The sequence below is a fragment of the Anabaena sp. FACHB-83 genome (genome assembly GCF_014697485.1).
Taxonomy (GTDB): Bacteria; Cyanobacteriota; Cyanobacteriia; order Cyanobacteriales; family Nostocaceae; genus Nostoc_B.
Genome location: NZ_JACJRY010000005.1, coordinates 223879 through 245522 on the forward strand (window position 1 = coordinate 223879; position 21644 = coordinate 245522).

At 39.6% G+C, this 21644-nt stretch carries 17 protein-coding genes; 9 read left to right on the plus strand and 8 right to left on the minus strand.

Translation table 11 applies throughout. The features are described 5' to 3' along the window. Positions 1-219: 219 nt before the first annotated feature. The 3 genes from H6G79_RS08865 (at position 220) to H6G79_RS08875 (ending at position 4445) form a co-directional block, all read left to right on the plus strand. Positions 220-1938: an ankyrin repeat domain-containing protein gene (locus H6G79_RS08865; RefSeq protein WP_190588405.1), complete on the plus strand. Its 1719-nt coding sequence runs from the start codon at positions 220-222 to the stop codon at positions 1936-1938. A 363-nt stretch (positions 1939-2301) separates the two neighbouring features. Beyond that, a complete protein-coding gene (gene hisD, locus H6G79_RS08870; RefSeq protein ID WP_190588404.1) occupies positions 2302-3591 on the plus strand; it encodes a histidinol dehydrogenase in 1290 nt (429 codons plus the stop codon). Positions 3592-3692: 101 nt separating this feature from the next. Next, on the plus strand, positions 3693-4445 hold the full coding sequence (locus H6G79_RS08875; RefSeq protein WP_190588403.1) for a phosphatase PAP2 family protein: 753 nt from the start codon (positions 3693-3695) through the stop codon (positions 4443-4445). 195 nt (positions 4446-4640) lie between these two features. Here H6G79_RS08875 and H6G79_RS08880 read toward each other — a convergent pair whose 3' ends face one another. Next, a complete protein-coding gene (locus tag H6G79_RS08880) occupies positions 4641-5294 on the minus strand; it encodes a hypothetical protein (RefSeq protein ID WP_190588402.1) in 654 nt (217 codons plus the stop codon). Between the two features lie 252 nt (positions 5295-5546). Then, a complete protein-coding gene (locus H6G79_RS08885; RefSeq protein WP_190588401.1) occupies positions 5547-5750 on the minus strand; it encodes a hypothetical protein in 204 nt (67 codons plus the stop codon). A 131-nt stretch (positions 5751-5881) separates the two neighbouring features. Here H6G79_RS08885 and H6G79_RS08890 point away from each other — a divergent pair, with 131 nt between their 5' ends. The 4 genes from H6G79_RS08890 to H6G79_RS08905 all read left to right on the plus strand — a co-directional run bounded on the left by H6G79_RS08890 (position 5882) and on the right by H6G79_RS08905 (position 9468). Beyond that, positions 5882-7339 carry an APC family permease gene (locus H6G79_RS08890; protein ID WP_190588400.1) on the plus strand — a complete coding sequence of 486 codons (1458 nt, stop codon included), beginning with the start codon at positions 5882-5884 and terminating at the stop codon, positions 7337-7339. 48 nt (positions 7340-7387) lie between these two features. Beyond that, positions 7388-8023: a cadmium resistance transporter gene (locus tag H6G79_RS08895; protein WP_190588399.1), complete on the plus strand. Its 636-nt coding sequence runs from the start codon at positions 7388-7390 to the stop codon at positions 8021-8023. Between the two features lie 73 nt (positions 8024-8096). Then, the gene (locus H6G79_RS08900) at positions 8097-8933 is read left to right on the plus strand and encodes a sulfite exporter TauE/SafE family protein (RefSeq protein ID WP_190588398.1); all 837 of its coding nucleotides are present in this window, start codon (positions 8097-8099) and stop codon (positions 8931-8933) included. Between the two features lies 1 nt (position 8934). Continuing rightward, on the plus strand, positions 8935-9468 hold the full coding sequence (locus H6G79_RS08905; RefSeq protein ID WP_190588397.1) for a DUF1634 domain-containing protein: 534 nt from the start codon (positions 8935-8937) through the stop codon (positions 9466-9468). 378 nt (positions 9469-9846) lie between these two features. Here H6G79_RS08905 and H6G79_RS08910 read toward each other — a convergent pair whose 3' ends face one another. From H6G79_RS08910 to H6G79_RS08930, 5 genes are all read right to left on the minus strand, one after another. Continuing rightward, positions 9847-10116 carry a hypothetical protein gene (locus H6G79_RS08910; protein ID WP_190588396.1) on the minus strand — a complete coding sequence of 90 codons (270 nt, stop codon included), beginning with the start codon at positions 10114-10116 and terminating at the stop codon, positions 9847-9849. A 93-nt stretch (positions 10117-10209) separates the two neighbouring features. Beyond that, positions 10210-13974 (minus strand): caspase family protein, encoded by a 3765-nt coding sequence (locus tag H6G79_RS08915; protein WP_190588395.1) that lies wholly within the window; start codon positions 13972-13974, stop codon positions 10210-10212. Positions 13975-14107: 133 nt separating this feature from the next. Continuing rightward, entirely contained in the window at positions 14108-15280 is a 1173-nt protein-coding gene (locus H6G79_RS08920) for a DUF1822 family protein (protein WP_190588394.1), read from the minus strand. Positions 15281-15287: 7 nt separating this feature from the next. After that, a complete protein-coding gene (locus tag H6G79_RS08925) occupies positions 15288-15449 on the minus strand; it encodes a hypothetical protein (protein ID WP_190588601.1) in 162 nt (53 codons plus the stop codon). An 82-nt stretch (positions 15450-15531) separates the two neighbouring features. Then, positions 15532-16719: a sigma-70 family RNA polymerase sigma factor gene (locus H6G79_RS08930; protein ID WP_191049348.1), complete on the minus strand. Its 1188-nt coding sequence runs from the start codon at positions 16717-16719 to the stop codon at positions 15532-15534. A gap of 138 nt (positions 16720-16857) precedes the next feature. Here H6G79_RS08930 and H6G79_RS08935 point away from each other — a divergent pair, with 138 nt between their 5' ends. Then, a complete protein-coding gene (locus tag H6G79_RS08935; protein WP_190588392.1) occupies positions 16858-18246 on the plus strand; it encodes a hypothetical protein in 1389 nt (462 codons plus the stop codon). A 176-nt stretch (positions 18247-18422) separates the two neighbouring features. Here H6G79_RS08935 and H6G79_RS08940 read toward each other — a convergent pair whose 3' ends face one another. Continuing rightward, the gene (locus H6G79_RS08940) at positions 18423-20369 is read right to left on the minus strand and encodes a M48 family metallopeptidase (protein ID WP_190588391.1); all 1947 of its coding nucleotides are present in this window, start codon (positions 20367-20369) and stop codon (positions 18423-18425) included. A gap of 641 nt (positions 20370-21010) precedes the next feature. Here H6G79_RS08940 and H6G79_RS08945 point away from each other — a divergent pair. Further along, positions 21011-21643 carry a HupE/UreJ family protein gene (locus tag H6G79_RS08945; RefSeq protein ID WP_190588390.1) on the plus strand — a complete coding sequence of 211 codons (633 nt, stop codon included), beginning with the start codon at positions 21011-21013 and terminating at the stop codon, positions 21641-21643. The last annotated feature ends 1 nt before the right edge of the window (position 21644 follow it).

A 21644-nucleotide genomic window follows, 5' to 3' on the forward strand; every position in this document is an offset into this window, starting at 1 on the left:
TATTTGATTTCTGAAAAAAATCAGTACACCCAGAGCAGACTTCTTTCCTACTCCCTACTCCCCATTCCCTACTCCCTGCCTATCGCGCTTGCGCTGCGCTTCGCGCACCACACAATTAGATTCAGGAATCAAACCGTATTCCTATCTATGGGGATAAGATGAAAAGCGCGATCGCTTCTGGTTGTAGTAATTTATATCAGAAGTTAACTCAGAAAATGTATGGAAAAAATTCATATTGATGTCCAGCAGGGCAATATTGCAGGAGTCGCAGATAAAATAGCCAATGGTGTTGATATTGAATGCCTAGACGAGTATTCCCAGCAAACACCATTAATGTGTGCAGTTAGTAGTTCCAATGCAGGGGTTGATATGATTCGCTTTCTCTTAGAAAATGGCGCGAATGTCAATGCTGTTGAACCAGAATCTCAAAATACCGTACTTGGGTTAGCTGTGCAGTCAGGAAATCTCGATAAAATCCAATTGATTCTCGATGCTGGAGCCGATATTAACTATCAAACTTCAGATGGATATGATGTCTTAATTCATGCTATGTATGGTCGAGATATTGTCCAAGATGAAAACTTAATATCAACTTTGAATTTACTCATCTCTAGAGGTGCTGCTGTCAATGGGATGAGTAGCTATGGTGAATCTGCAATTAAAGTAGCTGCTCATGTTGGGAGATTTGATGCTGTCAAATTATTATTGAACGCAGGTGCTAACCCAGAGCAACTGGAATGGACAGAATTAATGCACGCTATAGTTTTTGGCAGCCTAGAGCAAGTAAAGTTCTTGCTAGAACAAGGCGCAGATCAAAATGTGCGTGATTGTTGGGATAGAACTCCTTGGTTATTAAGTATTCAAGTGGGTGAATTACCTAAAGCTAAATTACTCCTAGCGACGGGAGCAAATCACAACGATGTGGGAAACTGCGGAAAAACGCCGTTAATGTATGCAATAGAAAACAATAGACTGGAAGTATTAAAGTGGCTAATTGCAGAGGGATTTGATATTGAAGCTACTGATGAATTTAGTAACACTGCGTTAATCATGGCAGCAGAGTATGGTGCTACTGATTGCGTCAAAATTTTACTAGAAGCTGGCGCAAACCCCAGCAGCATAAATCATTGCGATGACAAAGCCATTAAGGTAGCGAAAAATAAAGAAATTGTCAGAATGTTAATTGCATCTGGTGAAGATATCAGCAATATTAACGATGATATGCGGCGATCGCTCACCGGAATTGACAACAACAAATTTTCATTATCACAAGTAACTCCAGAGCAATATTTTGCTGGCAAACAGCCGCGCTTTGGCAAAAGCAATCCAGAGTTGATGGAAATACCATTTTGGCAGGCAATGATTTGTCATGGTTGTTCTGCTTATGCAGCTAAAAATTTTTTTGATGATACAGAAAATTGGCAAGATAAAGTATGGAGCTACGACCGCTTTGGCAGAAGCATTACACAATTAGCAGATGGCAGAATTATCGAAATTGCTGGTGAACATGAAGACTCCTATGACCCTGATTTTTGTATATATAACGATGTGGTAGTTTATCAAGGTGATGGTAGTTTTCAGATTTTTGGCTATCCCCAAGATGTGTTTCCGCCAACTGATTTTCATTCAGCCACATTAGTTGGAGAATACATATATATCATTGGCAACTTAGGATATTTCGGTACAAGAATTTATCATGAAACTCCAGTTTATAGATTACATATCCACACATTTGTCATAGAACAAGTAGCAACAGATGGAGAAAAACCAGGATGGATCAGTAAACACAAAGCTATCTACCAAGAAACAGATAAAATACACATTACTGGTGGTAACTTGTGGGTGATTAATAATGAGAAAATAGAAGATTATATAGATAATTCAGTTGATTACGTTTTAGATTTAAGTGACTTGACTTGGAGCCGCGCGACCGTTTAAGGGTAAATCTTAGGTTCTTCTAATTTCTTGTGTCAAGCCTAATTGAGATACTCTTATACCAATTCTATGTGAGGCTGCACTTAATCTTTTATCTCTTCTTTCTTTGCGTTCTACCCTTCGGGAAGCCGCTATCGCGTCTATGCGCCCTTTGCGGTTCGTTCTTTAATTCAGTGCATCTTCATACAGAATTGGTATTACCTTGATTCATCAGCTATGTTTATTTCCGTAGAGTTCCACTGATGTTTCATAACTTTTGCGTAAGTCCTGCAAGATTTACCAGCAACCCCACCAGGCGATCGCCTCATACTCTACACTAATTAATATCCTGACTGCTAACCTGCACTGATTTCAAAGATATTGTCCATGCAGCTACTTAAAACAACTGACACAGATTTTTCCACCGCGTTCCAAGCACTCGTCAATAATCGCCGGGAAGCCACGGTTGATGTTAGTGGTACAGTACGCGGCATTCTGGCTGATGTAAAAGTGCGGGGTGATGCCGCAGTTAAGGAATATACTACTCGTTTCGACCATTTCAGCCCAGAATCTTTACATCTGAGTGCGGATTTTATCGCCACCCAAGCCGCCAAATGTCCGGCTGATGTGAGAGTCGCCCTGGAATTAGCCGCCGAACGCATTAGCAGCTTTCACCAAAAACAACTGCCCCAAGATATTGGTTACACCGACGTAACAGGGGTAAAACTCGGTTTAAATTGGGTTTCTCTCTCGCAAGTGGGTATTTACGTCCCTGGTGGACGCGCCAGCTATCCTAGTTCGGTGTTGATGAATGCTTTACCTGCCAAAATTGCCGGGGTGGAACGCATTGTGATGACCGTACCTATGCCACGGGGTGAAATTAACCCGGCTGTGTTAGCGGCGGCGCAGGTGGCTGGCGTAACAGAAATATATAGTATTGGTGGGGCGCAAGCAGTAGCCGCCCTCGCCTACGGGACAGAAACGATTAAACCTGTAGATAAAGTGGTTGGCCCTGGTAATGCTTATGTAGCGGAAGCCAAACGGCAGGTATTCGGGACTGTGGGTATCGATAGCATAGCTGGCCCTTCGGAAATTTTGGTGGTAGCCGATGATCAAAATAACTCAGAGTGGATAGCTTGGGATTTGTTATCGCAAGCAGAACACGACCCCAGCGCCCAATCTATTTTAATTACTGATTCGGCAGTTTTCGCCCAGCAAGTGATCACCGCCGTTGAATTAGTTCTTACCAAACTATCTACTCAAGCAGTGGCGAGTGATAGTTGGCTAAATCATGGTGCAGTTATTGTAGTGGGTGATTTGGCTGAAAGTATACCATTGCTGAATCAATTGGCTCCTGAACACGTTGAGTTATGCGTAGATAACCCGCAGTTACTCGCCAGTCAAATTAAATGCGCCGGTAGTTTGTTTTTAGGACGCTACACCCCAGAGGCGATAGGTGATTATTTGGGCGGCCCTAACCATGTCTTACCAACTTCTCGTTCGGCGCGGTTTGCTTCTGGCTTGAGTGTGTATGATTTTCTCAAACGCATTACTTATTTAGAATGCAATCAAGCCGCGTTGCAAGAAATTGGTAAAGCTGCGGTGACTTTAGCTGAGGCGGAAGGTTTACCAGCCCATGCTGGTAGTGTGGCTGTACGTTTGCAATCACTTGAATAGTGCTGAGTGCTGAGTGCTGAGTGCTGAGTGTAATTATTTTGTTTTTTACTCAGCACTCTTGAAAAGGTTGGTCATCCCTTGTATACAAAACAAAAGTTGATATGGATGCAGAGAAAAGGACACCTGTTTCTTTTATCAGAAATCTGCTGGTTGCCCGTTGGCGATCGCTTTTACTTCTATTTGTAGGAGTATATTTACCATTGCAGATATTTCAAGTTTTGGCTGTGCAAGTTTGGCAATATCAAGCTGGCTTCCCTTGGGATGTGCCGATTTTATTGGCAATTCACTCTACAGCCAACCCCCAGTTAGATACTTTGGCGGTGGCGCTGACTAAGTTGGGGTCATTTTGGACTGTGCTGCCAATTTTAATCACAATTGCCCTGATATTACTCTGGCAAAAACGCTGGCGATCGCTAGTTTACTTGTTAATCACTGCCTTGGGAAGCGCCTTCATCAACCGCACTGCTAAGGAATTATGGCATCGTCTCCGCCCAGATTTTTGGACATCCCTCGCCCCAGAGTTAGATTTTTCGTTTCCTAGCGGCCATGCTATGACGAGTACTACCTTGGCTATTATCTTGTTGATTTTAGCTTGGCAAAGTTCTTGGCGCTGGGTGGTATGGATTTTTGGTAGCTTGTATATATTAACTATTGCCTGGACACGCCTGTATTTGGGAGTTCACTTTCCCAGTGATATTCTCGCAGGTTGGATGGTGGCGATCGCTTGGGGAACTGGCGTGAGTATGATTATTAAACCCCATCTGGTGAAAACTTTACCTGTCCCTGGTGTACAACCTGCGGCGGAAACTACTTTACTCCCAGAAGAACAGGAAAAATTAGCCACTCACGAGTAAATCTTTTTGGTGAGCGGCTCTGACTCAAAACTTTGTACATAATTACAGTAATAAGCTAATCAGCATTTAAGCTGCACTATTGAAATTGTACATAAATGACTTAAACTCTCTCCTCTGCCCCTCTGCCCCTCTGCTCCCCTGCGGTCTAAACTGCAAACTAAGTGCTTAATAGCTTACTATTCCCGACTTTCCTACTCACCCCTTCTTAGTAGGTGCAGTTGCAACATGAGCCTCAACAATTGTTTGCGACACTTTGGGAATATACCAGTTCACATCACTGGCTGGAAGAATTTTAGCGCCAACTTGATTAAATTCAATTACGCCAGTATCAGGATTAGTTTTGAAAACTAAGTTTGTCCCATTGGGAACTTTCACCACCACATCACCCACAAATTCTTGTCCAGATCGGTCTGGATTTAACGCTACAGCATTTACATCTGCGGGTAAATAGATACCTTTACAATTCCATCTATCTTGTGTTGTTGCGCCATCAGGTAAGAAATAAAGCGCGGCTGTTTCTGAGTATTCATCATCATCTAAATTTGGTTCTGGCCCGTAAATAGCTATTGTCTGTCCTGTTTGATTGGTGCATTGTCCCCAGTCAATTCCTGACTCAAAAGCATATTTTTGGAGTTCTAATTCGTTGATTTTTTGGTCAATTTGTTCAGGGGTGTAATCTTCTAATTGCTGTTGTGATGTTTTGGCAGAGAGAAATTGTTCTAACTCTTTGGTGAGAGTTATATAATCTGGATTTTTGCTAACTTTTGGGCGATCGGCTAAGGCTGGTTGAGCAAATACTAAACTTGCAAATAATATAACTGTCAGCAACAAGCATTTAATTTTTTTCATCTTTATGTACCTATTTTTTCAAAATTGCAGAGTATACCCAATCATCAAAAAATCATCAGCTTTATGTGGTAAATCTCATATCATATTTTTGTCTTGTTGACTAATTTTATAGCTATCCTAAACGATTTATCCCTGTCTCTCTTGTCCTCATTGTTTCCCTTGTCTCTTGTATTCACATATCAAATAAGGGCGCGATATCTATGTTATCACCTCATAACTTTAGGGTTTAAATGGCACTTATCCCGATGATATTTACGGATATTCTTCTCCACAGTCAGCAAGCGGAATTAATGAGAGAGTTGCCATATTTAAACACCCATAACTCCTGTTAGATTTGGGATTTGCATTGCTTAAAAAATCATAAAAATTAGATTTTTTGTCTACTTGATTGTAGAAAATACATGGGGTAGTATTAAATCTATCTTGAGAAATAAAACTAACGATAGGCGCTGCCATTTGATAGATATACCAATATCTATCATTCAAAATCAGGAATTGTTTTTAGTAGTGTATAACTAAAAGCTCTCCCCTAATTTGTTGTGACAACCATCATTCTATGCGCCATTTGCCAAACTAAAACTTGCAAGATGAAAAAGGAAATTTCTGCTCATCAAAGTCTGCATGGCTTAAAGCCAGAATGTCTGTCTTTCACGGAAGTGTTAGCGCAATCTTTTGCGGTAATTGCACCAACAACAATACCCGCATCTAACATTGGTTTAATCGTTGCACTTTCGGGTAACGGTACTTGGCTAAGTTTTTTGATTGGCTTAGTGGGACTATTATTTGTCAGTATTAATATCAATCAATTTGCTAGTCGTTCGGCATCTCCAGGTTCACTTTATTCCTACATTACCAAAGGTTTAGGTGCAACAGCCGGAGTGATTTGTGGCTGGAGTTTAGTACTAGCTTATTTATTTACAGGGATGTCTGTGCTTTGCGGTTTTGCCAATTTTAGTGGTGTTTTAATTGGGCATTTAGGCATTCATCCTTCAAGTATTACATTACTGGCGATCGGTGCTGGAATTTCTTGGTATGCAGCTTACAAAGATATCCAACTTTCTGCTGTCGCTATGTTGTGGATGGAAGGAATATCAATTTTTTTAATTGCTATCTTGTGCTTGATTATCTGGGCGCACCAAGGTTTTGCCTTGGATATGTCTCAACTGACCTTGGCTGATACCACTCCGGGTAGTATAGCGACGGGATTGGTGTTAGTGATGTTTGCATTTTCTGGCTTTGAAAGTGCCACATCTTTGGGTGATGAAGCGAAAAATCCCTTGCGAACCATACCAAAATCAGTCATGGGTAGTGTAATTTTGGCTGGGTTGTTTTATGTTTGCACAACTTATATAGAAGTCTTGGGTTTTAGCCATGCTGGCGTATCTATTACCAACACAGAGGAACCGTTAGGATTGTTATCCCGACAGGCAGGAGTCGGCCTTTTGGGTGAATTAGTGGGTTTGGGTGCTTTGTTTAGCTTCTTTGCTTGCATTCTAGGTAGTATCAACCCCGCCTCTAGAGTTTTCTTTTTGATGGCGCGTCATGGTTTATTTCATTCATCGTTAGGTACAGCCCACGCAGCTAATAAAACACCTCATGTTGCAGTCACAATGTGTTCTTTGATTATGTTCCTTGTGCCGGCGGGGATGTCTTTTTTGAATATCAAGCTGTTTGATTGTATGGGCTATTTGGGGGCTATTTGTAGCTATGGATTTTTGACTGTCTATATTTTGATTTCCATTGCTGCACCTGTTTATCTGTATAAAATCAACAAGCTACGCCGCCGAGATATCGCGTTTTCTATCCTTGGGGTTGGTTTTATGATGATTCCGGTTTTGGGTAGTATTGGCATCCCTGGTAGTAGCCTATTTCCAGTTCCGGAAGCGCCTTATGATGCCTTTCCCTACTTATTCTTGATGTACATAGTTGCAACTAGCGGCTGGTTCATTGTCAAAAGAAGACGTTCTCCCCAGTTAGTTGCAGGAATGCGCCAAGGAATTGAAGAGATCCACGCCAGATTTAGCGATCGCAGCAAAATTCCTTAAATTTTTGCATCTTTTGATTACAAAAATTCTGATTTGAACTAAATTGATATGAACGGGTTAGTTACAGCAATTAGTACCGGGGCATTTGCCTTTAGCGCCACAAATATCGACGATTTAGTGATACTGACGCTATTTTTCTCCCAGATTAACGCCAAGTTTCGCCGTTGGCATATCATTGTCGGGCAGTATCTTGGTTTTACAGCACTGGTAATGGCAAGTCTGCCGGGTTTTTTTGGTGGCTTAATCCTACCACGTCCGTGGATTGGGCTGTTTGGTTTAGTTCCCATTGCTATTGGGATCAAGTGCTTATTGAGTCAAGAAGAAGATGAATCAGCCACAGTAGAACCACAAACAGAAGCATCACCAGACACTTTGTTAGCCAAATTATTCAATTTGCAGACTTACAGTGTAGCAGCCGTGACATTTGCCAATGGTACTGACAATATTAGTATTTATGTGCCTTTGTTCGCCAGCGCCACTTGGGAAAGTTTATTAGTAATTTTGGGTGTGTTTTTTACGTTGGTGGGATGTTTGTGTTACGTAGCTAATCAATTAACTAACCAAACTGCGATCGCTAACCTCTTAACTCGTTATGGGAATAATTTTATGCCTTTTGTACTCATGGGGCTAGGCGCTTTTATTGTTATTGACAGTGGCAGCTTAACTTTACTCAATTTATCTTGAAGACAGCAGGGTAGTTAGTAGATTCATCTGCAAAATCTCTGGGAATTTCCCTATATCAAAAGAGGTATGAGGTTTGAACATACTAGAATTTTCTTTACTAGTTTGGCTTGGTTCATTTAGTGCTGGCTTTGTCGGTGCGTTAACGGGTTTGGGTGGTGGAGTTGTCATTGTCCCCCTATTAACTTCCGTCTTTGGCGTAGATATTCGCTATGCTGTCGGTGCTTCCTTGGTCTCTGTGATTGCGACTTCCTTGGGTGCAGCCTCCACATATATCAAAAAAGGCTACACCAATTTACGCCTAGGCATGTTTTTAGAAGTTGCTACGACAATTGGGGCAATTATTGGGGCGATGATTGCGGTATTTGTCTCTGTTAAAATGTTGACGATTGTCTTAGCGATCGTTTTGATTTATTCAGCATATCTTTCGCAACGACCCAGAATAGAAATTGATCAAGATCAACCCGCAGATCCTTTAGCCAATTATTTCAACCTCAATGGTACTTATCCCACTCCCGATGGCTTGATGTCTTATCAAGTTAATGCTGTACCAGCAGGGTTTAGTGTGATGTTCGTTGCTGGAATTTTATCAGGATTACTTGGCATTGGTTCAGGTGCATTCAAGGTACTAGCAATGGATCAAGCCATGCGTATACCTTTTAAAGTTTCTACTACCACTAGCAATTTTATGATTGGTGTCACCGCCGCCGCATCCGCCGGGGTTTATTTAGCCAGAGGTTACATCGATCCGGGATTATCAATGCCGGTGATGTTAGGAGTATTACCTGGCGCTTTTTTAGGAGCCAAAGTGCTTATAGGTGCTAAAACACAAATTTTGCGAATTATTTTCAGTCTTGTGCTAGTAGTAATGGCTTTTAAAATGGTCTATAACAGTCTAATAGGGGGGCTGTAATATGTATGAGTTTAATTCTATTTTTCGTTGGCAATCATCAACATCAGCAGAGACTGAAGTCGCAACAATTACCTTGCCAGCAGAAGAACCAGACTCAGATATTCAACAATTAGAAGAACAACGCCATAACAGTGAGATTAATAGTAGTCAGATAGTCAGCAAAACAGCCAGCGAACAGCAATTAGAATACATACTCAGTAATCTTTTAAAGTATGGTGTGTTAATAGCTAGTGCTGTGGTGTTGTTGGGTGGCATATTATATTTAATTAACCACGGTTCTGAACCTGCTACATATCAAGTTTTTCACGGTGAACCCTCAGAGTTTCGTTCCCCTGCTGGTGTCTTCAATGCAGTTTTAGCAGGTAGCCGTCGAGGGATTATTCAATTAGGTTTATTACTATTAATTGCCACACCTGTTTTACGTGTAATTATTTCTTTATTGGCTTTTATCTTCAAGCGCGAATTAACTTATATTGTTGTAACTCTGTTGGTATTAGCTAGTTTAACTTATAGTTTAGTAGGAGCTTATTTTTAATCGTAATTATGGAATGGGTGTAAGTGTTTAAGGGTGTTGGGGTGTAAGGGTTTTGAATACCTACACCCTTACGAGCATTGCATAATTCCTATGAGTATTATGACAATTTAATACCAAGATGTTGTATGTAACGTCTCTACGGGTGCATCCCAGTTTTTATTTAGCAACTAAAGAATAAAAGTCATTGCGTTCGCGTAGCGTCTCGCAGAGAGGAGGCACGACGAAGCAATCGCATGGTTTTGTTCTTAGTGCGAGACTTTGCGATTGCTTCACTTCACTTCGTTGCGTACCCTTTGGGAAGGCTAACGCCTACGCAATGACATACAAAAAGTGGGATGCTCCCCGTCTCTACAGCATCTCATAAATTAATAAGTGATATTAAGAGTGTAAAATTTCGTTAAGCTGCGGGATATTTTGTTGAATAGCCTTTGCTAAATAGTTTCTAATTAAGTCAACAGTTTCTACTGAGAAATTACCGCCTAAAAATACAAAGGCTAAACTAGCAACTCCAAGAAATAAGGCTAACACTCTACCAAAACAGCCTGGATTAATTTCAATAAAACCTAACTTTGATTGTCCCAAGACAGAAATTACTAAGAAAATAATTCCTAGGGTTAAAAATATATTTGAGATAGTAAAATTTGCCATTTTAATTTAGTCAAATATGCTTGATACAACTATATTTAGTATAGCCATAATTAATGGAGATTGATGTTATAAATACTGACATAAGTTAGAATTTTACTGGCTGTATAATATACCCCAAGATTGACTATAGGTAGCGTCCTGCCTCCGGTTGGTGAGCGCAGCCGAACCACTGCCTCCTACTATCACTTGACACTCATCCCAGCGCCTTTTTAAAAGATAAGCACTGGGAGGAAATGATAACTTAATTGTGAGGTTTTGTCCTTGCAATTCTCTACAAGTAGATTCATCTGTCCAATTACACCGATTTTCTGTATATTTGCGCCACAATGCTTCAATATCTTTGAGAGTTTCACAAGGTAGAAGTTTTTCTTCTCCTTCGGTGAGATAACCATCATTATTTACATCAGCTTTGGCACCTTGTTCACGCATCAAAATTGCATAAGATGTTTTGAGTGCGCCTGTATATTGGTTTTCTAACTTGGCAAAATCAGTATCCACTAAATCGCCAAATTTACCTTGTTGGAGTTCAGCTTCTAAAGTAGACAGTCTAGTTTTTTTAATGATTTCTGCTAAGGATTTTTCAGCTTGTTGTGATGCTTGTTGCAATGTATTTTGGTGCTTGAGAATATCAGCAAATTTTTGTGGTTCTTGACTAATTTTGTCTTGTAAATTCAAAGTGATCCGCCAAATCTGCCGATAATCATCCAATGCTTGATTAATATCTCCAGCTTGTTGATGTTTATTAGCGTTAGTCAACAATGCAGATAGACTATTTAATGTTGTTTTAGCAATATCAGGTGTAATAATATTAAATGAACTATAGCGGATGAGTTGAGCTAACTGATTTTGCTGTTGTTGTTGCCAAGCAACTATCCCAGAAGCTGCAATTAATAATAAAGTAATGGTACTAGTACTACCTAGTAAAAAACGATTTTTTAGCCGCGCTTTTCTACTGGCTTGGATATATTCTTTTTCTGGGGGGGTGAGGTAATCTTTGTATTTTTGATAATATGCTTCTGCTTCTGTGAGTTGAGTTTTTTGCAAAAGAAAATCGGGGTGTTTTTGCTTTTGTTCCCATTCTTTGCGTTTCTTTTCTAAACGCTCTTGTTGATATAAGCGATCGCGGTTTTCATCCAACCACCAACGTAAACTCGACCAATGACGAATTAAGATTTCGTGAGCTACTTCTATAGTTACTTCGCTTTTGAGTATTTCTAATTCCTGAGAAATAGAATCAGCAGTGCGACTCTGCCCGATATTTGCGTCATTTTCTGGTAAATTAACAACAATTAATTTGGCATCAATAAACTTTTGTAGAATTTTCTCAACTGAATATGGTGAATATTTACCTTGCAATAGTTGGGATTTTTGGACTTGTTTTTTAGTATCTTCTGTACCCTGTCCCAGACGAGTTAAAGATAGAAAAATCCATTGGGCTATTTTCTGTTCTTCTGGTGACAAACTATCATAAATGGCTTGAGCTTTGAGTTCTAAAGCTACTTTAATTCCACCAATTTTATCGCGGTAAGCTGAAACTGTTAATTCACCTGTATTTTGGTCGCGGTGTTCCCATAACTGTTCTAAAACAAATTGCAGTAAAGGTAAATCTCCCGCCGATTGTTGTAAATCATTTAACAGTAACTCAACTAAACCTGGCTCAACTGTTAATTCTACTTGTTCGGCTGGTTTTTCGATAATCTGACGATAATTTTCTGCACTTAACCGGGGTGGAACTAAAACATGAGATGCTTGTAATTTTTGCGATAGTTTGGGTAATTCGAGACAAGGTGAAATAAAGTCAGCGCGGAGAGTAATGATTAATTTAAATCGGTCGGATGCGTAGTCTAAAGCTTCTAAAATAATATCAAGAAAAACTTGGCGATCGCCTGTAGCCGCCAGCGTAAAAATTTCTTCAAATTGGTCAATTACTAAAACTACCATTGGCTCGTTTCTGGTGCGTAACCAATGGACAAAACCCTCACCACCTAAATGTAATAACCCTTCAGTTTGTAAGGGATTTTCTTCACTATCTGCCATAATTTTGGCTAATTCTTGCAGGGGTTTTTCTCCAGGACGCAAATATTTAGTTAGCCAAGTTTCACTTCCCGGAAGTTGTTTTCCCAGCCTTAACTGTGCCATTAATCCCGCTTGGACTACGGAAGATTTACCACTCCCAGAAGCACCAACTACTGCTAAAAAAGATTGATGATTAACTTCATTAATGATTCTTTGGGTGAGAACTTCTTGACCGAAGAAATATTTTGCATCTTTCTCACTAAAAGCTCTTAATCCCATATAAGGACAAATCCCTAAATCTACCCGTTGGGATTTTTGTTGTGAAGTTGCAGGTAAAATTTCAATTACTCCCTGCATTCCCCCTAGCCAATAATTACGCCAAATTTGACTTTCTGCAAGTTCGCGCTGTACACCCATAATCCAGCCAGCCACAGATAAACCTGTTTGTAAGTTGGATGTTTGCAAAGTTGTCAGTAAAGCTGTAGCAAATTCTTCGGCATTTTCAATAGTAGCTGCACCAATAATTAAACACTGGCTAATTTCTGATTCTTGTTGCAAATCTTCTAGCCAATTCTGGAGAGATGCAGTATTTTGTGCATCTACAAGACAATCTAAAACTACAATTTGTTGAGCAATATTTGACTGACGTAGACTTTGGCGCAACCAATTACGACTAAGTTTAATTTCATCACTAATAACTAAAAAAGCTTCACCTGTAGTTGTTTCTTCAATTCTTCCCCGCAGATAAAGTAAAGATGTTGCATCTTCTAAACTGGCTGACGATGCTTGATTGAGTAAGCAATTTTGAATCGCTTGGCGGACATCCGGCAAATCTCGTGCTTGGGAATGCCAATATTTCAAGTCAAAACCACCCGCACCAGCCAACATTTTACTAATCTCAGGAGTGATTTCGCCATCTGATAGCCCATTTACTATTAAAGCTTGCCTGTGCGATCGCAGTTCGATTTCTGTGGCTTTATACCCAAGAACTAATTCCCCCACCGCTTCTACAATCAATTTGGGAGTTTGCTGTGGTTGTTCTTTTTTTAACCCATCAGTATCACCACGGCTACGTTTTTGTTGATTAATTAACCGCAGTCCTTGGTTAAGCTTATCAATATACTGGAGGGTATGATGATAAATATATTTGTAGAGCGATTTAACTTCAATTTCTCCCCGCACATCAGCCGCTTCACCTAATAAGCCGCGAATTAAAAAATAGGTAAACACACCATGACCTAAATCGGGAAACTCCCACGATAACTGTTCTTTATCGCAAGAAAGTAAGGCATAAAATCCTTGACTATATCCTGTTTGTTTTTTCTGAACAGCAACTTTTTGCAGTTGTTCTAACATCTGAGGTGTGGGTGAATTTCTCAGAGTAAAACTGCCACTATGACAAGCATCTAAAATTACTATTTGTTGAGCAGCTTGGCAATTACCCAACAATGTCAACAGTTCTTGCATCGTCAAACCAGTGTTGAGTAAATCATCTGTTTGAGTATGAGTTAAACACAACACAGCCTGTTGACTTTCTGACTCCAGCATTCCATGTCCACAAAAGTAGAATAAAACTGTATCTTGGGGATTAGCAGATTTAACTATATGCTGAAAACTAGCGCGAATTTCAGCTAATGAAGGTGCTGGTGATGATTGGGAATGATGCTCAATGATTTCTGTGTGGATAAATTTGTGATTGGCTTGTTTTACAGCCTGAGCAAAACCTTGACAATCTGCAACGGCGTAACGCAATGCACGCAGATTTTTATCTTGATATTCATTAATCCCAATCACTAAACACCAAAGTTTTTTGACATCGTTCTTGATAATGGCACGGGGCATATTTGTAAAATATTCTAAGTATAAGTAGAAGGACTAGCTTGTTGAGCATTGAGAGGAGTCGAAATGCGTCTTCTAAAAATTGTGTCTATCTATAATTTAATTTACTAATTTTCAACGCAGAGTTGATATAATATTAAAATCTCAATATCTCTCGCTCATAATTTTCGGGCGTTGGTTCAATCTCCCATACCAAACCTTCACCCGCTTCTAGTTGTAATTCAATTGCTAACTTTTCTGTCGCTGTATCCGCAACACATTCATTATCGGGAAATGGTTGTAAATCTTCAGTTAATAACCGCAATTTAAACCCACTAGGAATTAAACCTTGTAGTGATAAACTCTGCAATTCTATAACCCAAATTCCTGATGTAATCTCGCCTGGAGATTGCACTTGTAACTCGTAATTTTGACCAGCAATTATCAGATGACGAGTTAAAATCACTGGCTCATTTGTTTGGGCTATACCTCTACTACCAAGACTAGTTTCTAAATCTAAATAGTTCCAACCAAGTTGTTGGGCTAAATCAGAAATTCCTGTTTGTATCCATTGAATAATTGACCATTGTTGGGTAATTCCTGTGCGGAGTTCATATAATCTTTGTCTCCAACCGCCATGTTCTAGCAATGCTCCCCATAAGCTAAAGGGAATTGCAAGTCTAGGAAATTTTACAGCCGGATTTCCTAATCTTGCTAGTAAATTATTTGCTTGGGTTAATGATAAATTAGCTAGAGGTTCTACTTCAGTTTTTGTTGGCGCATCAGGACAAAGTTGACGTGTTACCCACAATATATCTAAGTCGTGGATGAGGTCTTCATAATCTAAAGTATAAGTGCGATCGCCTGCACTATAATTACTTGGTTGTTTGAGTTGCAAATGAGTTGTATATCCCCAAACTTTTACCCAACCATCTTCAGTATTAACTTGCACGGCTAAATAATAATCCCCAGCCCAACTGGGAATATCCACCCATTCTTGGGGAACACGGATTTCATTGATATCAATTGCTAAACTCGGAATTAATATTAGCCGAGTTTGATTAATAGTAATTGCTGTCCCATTTACTACTTCCCAAAAGCTATGCAAAACAGCAAGATTTGGTGCAGGCTTGGCGATAATTCCCCATATTTCTTCTAGCCAAGGTAAAACAGTTAACAAACAAAGTCGATTTAAATAAGCTTGTAGGCGAGTGCTGGGGGTGGAAAAATTTTGACTTTGCTGCCAAACTGCATCCTGTGTAGTTTCTGATATCTCCACGCAGGATTCGATGGCAATAGTTGATATCGTTATAGCATTAAGATAGTTCATGATTTAATTATCTGTTCAACTGTGTCAATTGATATTCTTTACCTCTGCTAATTTCATCTACTCCCTCATGAATAGCAGCGAGGAATTTAATTTCTTGAATTATGTGGTGAATTGAAACATCTGGTGGCAGACGTTTGATTAGTTCAATTACTTTTTGTTGGTCGCTCATAAAACAATATCTTGTGAAAGTGACAATCTACTCCCTACTCCCAATTCCCAGCCTTAACGGGTACTTGAGAAATCAAATAGAGCTATAATTCATTGTGTTTTTTGTAGTATTTCTCTAGCCATTCATCAATTAATCCATTCATGTTATTGATTACGTTGGGACTCAGAGAAATATTCTGGGTGGTTTGCGACCATTGCGCTAAAGTGATGAGTGATTCCGATTTGAATTTTTGGAGTCGGCGCACCACAGTTGGCTGAGATATTCCTAGCTTGAGTGATATTTCTTTTTGGGTGAGTCCTTCGCCGTAGTACATTTTCAGTAGCTCTTGTTTTTGTGCGTCAAGATTGGTGATGCTATTGCTTAACAGGGAATTTATCTCTGTCCAGAGAGATTTACGGATTTGTGCTTCTTCCTCATCTAGTAGTTTTGTCAAGGGAGTAGCATCGCCACTAGGTAAGATATCTCGCAATGTATTGTCTTCGTTAAATACCGACGCATCTAAAGAAGCAGTGGGTGGAGCGGTATAAGCTCGAATTGCTTGGACACAAGCTTCTAGCCATTTTTGGATAGTTTTCGCATCTGATGGTGGTAGTTGCTGAAGTCGTTCTTGATTGTAAAGCTGGGCGATCGCTTCCCATACAATCAAATCAGGGGCGGTAAGCTGGCGGTTTCCCTTGGGTTTTGTGGGCGCATAAATCACCTTGAAGCATTCCCACGCAAAAATATAAGGCGCAATTTCTGTGGCGGATAACCCACGCTGTACTAAAGCTTTATGAAGTAATTTTTGACTACTGTGTAGTAATAACGACCAATCACTTCTAATACTTGCTTCTTCTAGCCCTTCTTTGAGTAGCCCATCTTTGATGAGATTACAAAACACCCGATAAGCAAAAGCTTCTAAATTAGACTGTCGCTGGGGGTCAAATCCTGTGAATACCTTATCAATATATGCGATCGCTATTTGAAAATAGTCCGCTAAAGTATACTGTGGCAACGTAAATCGCGGTTTGACTTTTGTAGCCGCTTTGTAACCAACTTCTTGTAAGTAAGCATACAAATGACCCCTCGCCAGACTTTTTGGCTGATTTTGCCAAACCTCGTGCCAGTATAATGCCCAATCAGATGTGGAACGTTCGGCGGTGGAATACTGACTGAGGTAATTACTCATATTGCGATAGAGCTTGCTATCCGTGACCCATGTTGTGGAACCGCCTGATGAAAATTGCAGAAAGCTCGAAAAAATCTCAACAATTTCTTGACGAGGGCGCATGAATTGACTTGTTTAACTCTATTTTTATAATTTACAAATTATCTTTACATAATATTTAAGAATGAAGGGGAAATACCTACGAATATTTTCAGAATTTCCACAGTATATACCCATAGTTAAAGTTTTCTGGAGTTAGCGATGAATAACCGCAAGTTAAAACCACAACACAGAAGATTGATGTATGCGATCGCTACTTTCATGATTCCTCTGTATACTGTGGCAACAACAACAAATAGTTATGCCAATGTCCCAGAAAAAGCAGAATTATACCAAATTTTAGGCAATCATGAACTGTCAATTCGGCGCGGTTCTAACTATGGCCCTGCTGTTGTTGGTAGTTTTTTACAAAAAGTATATGATACTTTATTCCTTCCCGGTAATGGTAAATCCTTTGCTCAATTACGCTTTCAAAATGCGGCGGGAAAGGATATGGGACTACAACTCCAAGCCAGTACTAAAAATAAACAATTAACACTTTATTACTTACCTTGTACAGCTAAACAAGGAGATTCTTTACTCATAGAATGGGCGAATCAAGGTAGTGGTAAACGTGCCTGCGAATATGGAGTGCGTGTACAGCGTGGTGTCCGTAATCAAACTAAATTTATCGATAAAAATTCATCTAATATTGAGCCTGCTAAACAGTTATTGATAGCCCAAAGTTCTGGTACTAAATTGCAATATTGTAGTGTTGCTGCCGCCGATGGTCGCGGCTGGAGTGGTGTTTCTGCCAGTGAACCTTGTGACGAACCAATACAACAATGTCTGACAAGTGGTGGTAAGGAATGTGCAGCGATTACTAGAGATGAGTGGAGTCTCAGAAATGAAAACTTAATTGCCACTGTCAACTGTGCCAACAATCAATCTTTCAGTGAAAAAAGTAGTGGTTCTGGGATGAAAGATGCAGTAGCTAAACTTTGGGAACAATCTCAAAATCAAAAAGCCAAATTTTGTGCGCTGCATGTAATTAATTCTGAGCAAGATGAAGTGATTGTCGCTCCCAAAATTCCAGATAGAAATTTGTTTCAAACCCGCAATACACCGAATGGCATTCAAGTAGATGTCATAGCAGGAATCGCCAGTGTAATTTCAGCTAAAAATCCCCAAGGTGTTACCCTCAAACCAGGACAAAAATATAACTATAACGGAGAAAATCAAGAAGATCAAATAGAAACTTTTGATAATCAAGTTGAATCAATTGAATTACAAGTTTATCAAGCTGAAGCAAGAGGGTTAAAACTCTGCGACCAAGAACAAGTGAGTGGTGGTCAACAAGGTGATAGCCGAGAAATTCAACTCACCGCGAATGAAGGTCAAATTAATATCAGTTATGAAATGTATAACGTTCCTGATAGATTAAAAGTCAGCTATGAAGGACAAACTCTTATAGATACAGATTTTGTTTCAGGTAGTAATAAAGTATCTGCGAAGTTTAAAGGTAATTCTGGGCGAGTTAAAGTAGAAGTCATTGGTAATAAAGATATATCAACCACTCAGTGGAAATATACACTTTATTGTCCACAATAAAATAGGACTGATGCACCAAGATTGCCTTTGGAGATTGGGTGTAGGGGTGCAAGGGTATGGGGTATAAGGGTTTGGTATACATACACCCCTACGGGAAGTCAAAAGTTAAAAATTCAGAAAATTTTTAACTTTTGACTTGATTTTTCGTATCACTTCGTAAGTCATCTTTTACCCATCTAGAATGGAATGCGGAAAATGCGCCCACCACCAGTACTTTCTTTAATTACTAAAGTTAGGTTTTGTGAGCCTTGACTATTCCAAGTTTGTCCTAATACTTGCACTTCGCCTTTAATTGTTCCCTTGGCTGGAACTTGTGCTTGAGCAGATGAAAATCTGGTTTTCAATTTTTTGCCACTTTCTGTTACTACTTCAGCATATAAAGGCACAAATGCAAAGGGGCGATCGCTGCGATTTTCGACAATAAAATTAATTGTGAAGTTTCGATTGCTTTCCACCTTACCGCCATCGATGCGAATCTCTACATTATCTCTGGTTTGTCCAGATGCGATCGCTACTACGCCGCGTGTCGGTTTACTTCCAGGATTAAGATTAGCTTTAGGAGGTTTTTCATCTGGCTGAGATCCAGGATTTGTCGTCGCAATACTCGGAGTTACCCCTTGAATTAAATCCTGAATTTCTTTGTGTTTTTTCACCCCTTCAAAAGCGTAACGATTATAGTTATTGCTTTGAATTAAATTTTCTAAATATGTAACTCGTTCTGCGGGAGCCGGATGAGTAGATTGCCAAGAAGTTTCTGATTTTCCGCCAGATTTAGCATTTAAGGTTGCCATCAAATTCCGCAAGCCATCCGCAGCATAGCCAGCCTTGGTTAATACTCTCGTACCTAAAATATCCGCTTGTCGTTCATTTTCTCGGCTATGTTCTTTACCTACCATTTCCTGTAACATATCCGGCATAGGAATGACATTACTTAAACTACTAATAAACTTACCTTGGGCAACACGTTGAAAACCATGAGATAGCACAGCATGAGCAAGTTCATGACTTAATAAACCTGCCAATTCTGCTTCCGAATTAGCGGCTAAAATTGCCCCAGTATTTACAAAAACTTTTCCCCCAGGTAAGGCAAAAGCATTAATTGAACTGTCTTGAATAACGTAGTATTCATAATCAAACTTGCGCCCCATCAAAGGCTCTAGTCTGCCGCCAATTCCACGCACATAATTGAGAACTTGCGGGTCTTCTAATAACTTACCTTCTTGTTGATATTGTTTAACTAATTTATCAGCAACTTCTTTCCCAAAAGCCGATTCACCTTGCAAAAGCATAGATACTGTTTCAAAACCGGAAACCCCAGCTTGCCAATCTTTTGTACTAAATGCTTTTACACCACCTACAACTGCACTAAAAATACCTTGAAATCGTAAATCATCATTCAGCTTGCTGTGATGACGTTGGAGATTTTTCTCGGCAAGTTGTTCAAACTCTGGTGCTTCTGGATAATCAACATAAATTGTGGCAAATTGTCTGGCAGCAATGGAAGCTTCTAAAAACTTTTGTTCTTTTTCTAAAGCATTAATTTTCGCTTTGAGTAATTCTGGCTCATCAGGATATAATTCTACTGCTCTTTCGAGAACTTCTAGGGCATTTTTTGGCTGTCCATCTTTAGCACTATTTTTACAAGCTTCTGGTTTATTCTGGCAAGCTTCAGCTAACAGTAAATGACCTTTAATAAATTCTGGATAATTACTTAGTAATAGTTGCAGAGGTAAAAAAATCTTGCTGTCTAAATTTTGCTGTAAACCTTCATTGGCATTCCGCCAGTATACTTGACCATCACCCGGCAGTTTGTCAACTTCATAAATAGCAGTACGTCTTCTATCACTAGCTGCAAACTCAGATTTGACTTTGCGATAAAGATTTTCTGCTGCTTGCAGTTGTCCTTTTTGATAAAGTTCATCAGCTTCTGCAAAGGTTTGAAAGCGGCTGATGGCTGAGGAATTTTGCGCCAGCTTGACACTTGTAATTTGCGGTTGGCGATGTGCGCCGGTTCCTGACTCAGCATGAACCTTGAAGTTGCTTCCTAGTAAACAACTACCAGTGGTCACGCCTAAAATCAAGCTCAATTTTACAGCTTGAGCAACTGGAAATGCTCTAGTCATAGAATTTGCCTTTAATTCATCTGAATAACATTACTGCGTGATTTTACGGTTTATTCATTGACTGACTAGGACTGACTCAGAAAAATTTTCTTGTGAGACTGGGTGTAGGGGAATCAGGGTACAGGGGTGTTTACAATCTGGAAACTTGAGACACAACATTATCAAATCATTGTTGACCCCAAATTAGTGATTATGCTGGAAGATAACTGCGTTATTTTATGATTTTAATCTGCCCAAATCATTAAAAGTTTACAAATTAAGATAAATTTCAGTTTCAATTTAGCAAGTATTCCTTAAACAGCATTTGGTTATGCCACTCAAGTTTGCCAGAATTGATTTGATGAATTGCTATAGCAATTCTAGTTTGTAGCAAGTTCTATAATGGTCAAACAATTACTGGGATGGAACTTTGGGATATTACTGTCATAGATAGTAATAATTTTATGAAACAAGTTATTTGAGCATTAAAAAACTTGTTGAAAACAACTTTGGGATATTACTGTAACAAATAGTAATAATTTTATGAAAATGATAAGTGCTGTGAAGCCCCAAAAGTTCATCAAAAATTAGATAGCGATCGCGTTAGTTTGTTTTGAGAGTTGGGCAGTATAAAATACCGAAAAACTAATTTGGTATATCTTATGTTCAAAGATAAATTACTTCAACGTTATCTTGGTGCGATCGCCGCTTTGGCTATGATTAGTTTGCTGAGTTCATGGACTGGATTATCATATCCCCATGACATTTCTAATTCCTGGGACGGCTGGTTGTGGGGAATGGCAGATCCAGTATTAGTGTTGACTGAGTTTGTGAGTATCTTAGCCATCGGTTTACTCGCCGCCAGCACCCAACATTGTAGCTGGATAGCCACTGCGCTGATATCAGCCAATATTTTGGGAACAATAATTACTCTCTCGCAAATAAATTTACCAGTGTCAGAAGTTGCGATCGCAATAGTGAGTGTGGCTTTTGGTATGGTATTGGTCACAGCAAAACAGCCGAAGTTATTCACACTACTGCTACTAACAGCGATCGCAGGTTTGTTTCATGGCTATTTTAATAGTGAATCAATTATTGGGGCAGGCACAATGCCTTCAGTTATGTATGTTGTCGGTGCAGCTTTGACGCAATATGCAGTGGTAAAAAGTGTCAGCCAAATTGCTACTCAGGTGAGTCAAGCAGATTTATCCAGTATTTTGTCTAGAAGAATGAGTCTGTTAGGTTTTGCTATCTGCGCTCTTGGTTTTGTCTCGTTGACTATGGGGATCAACTAAA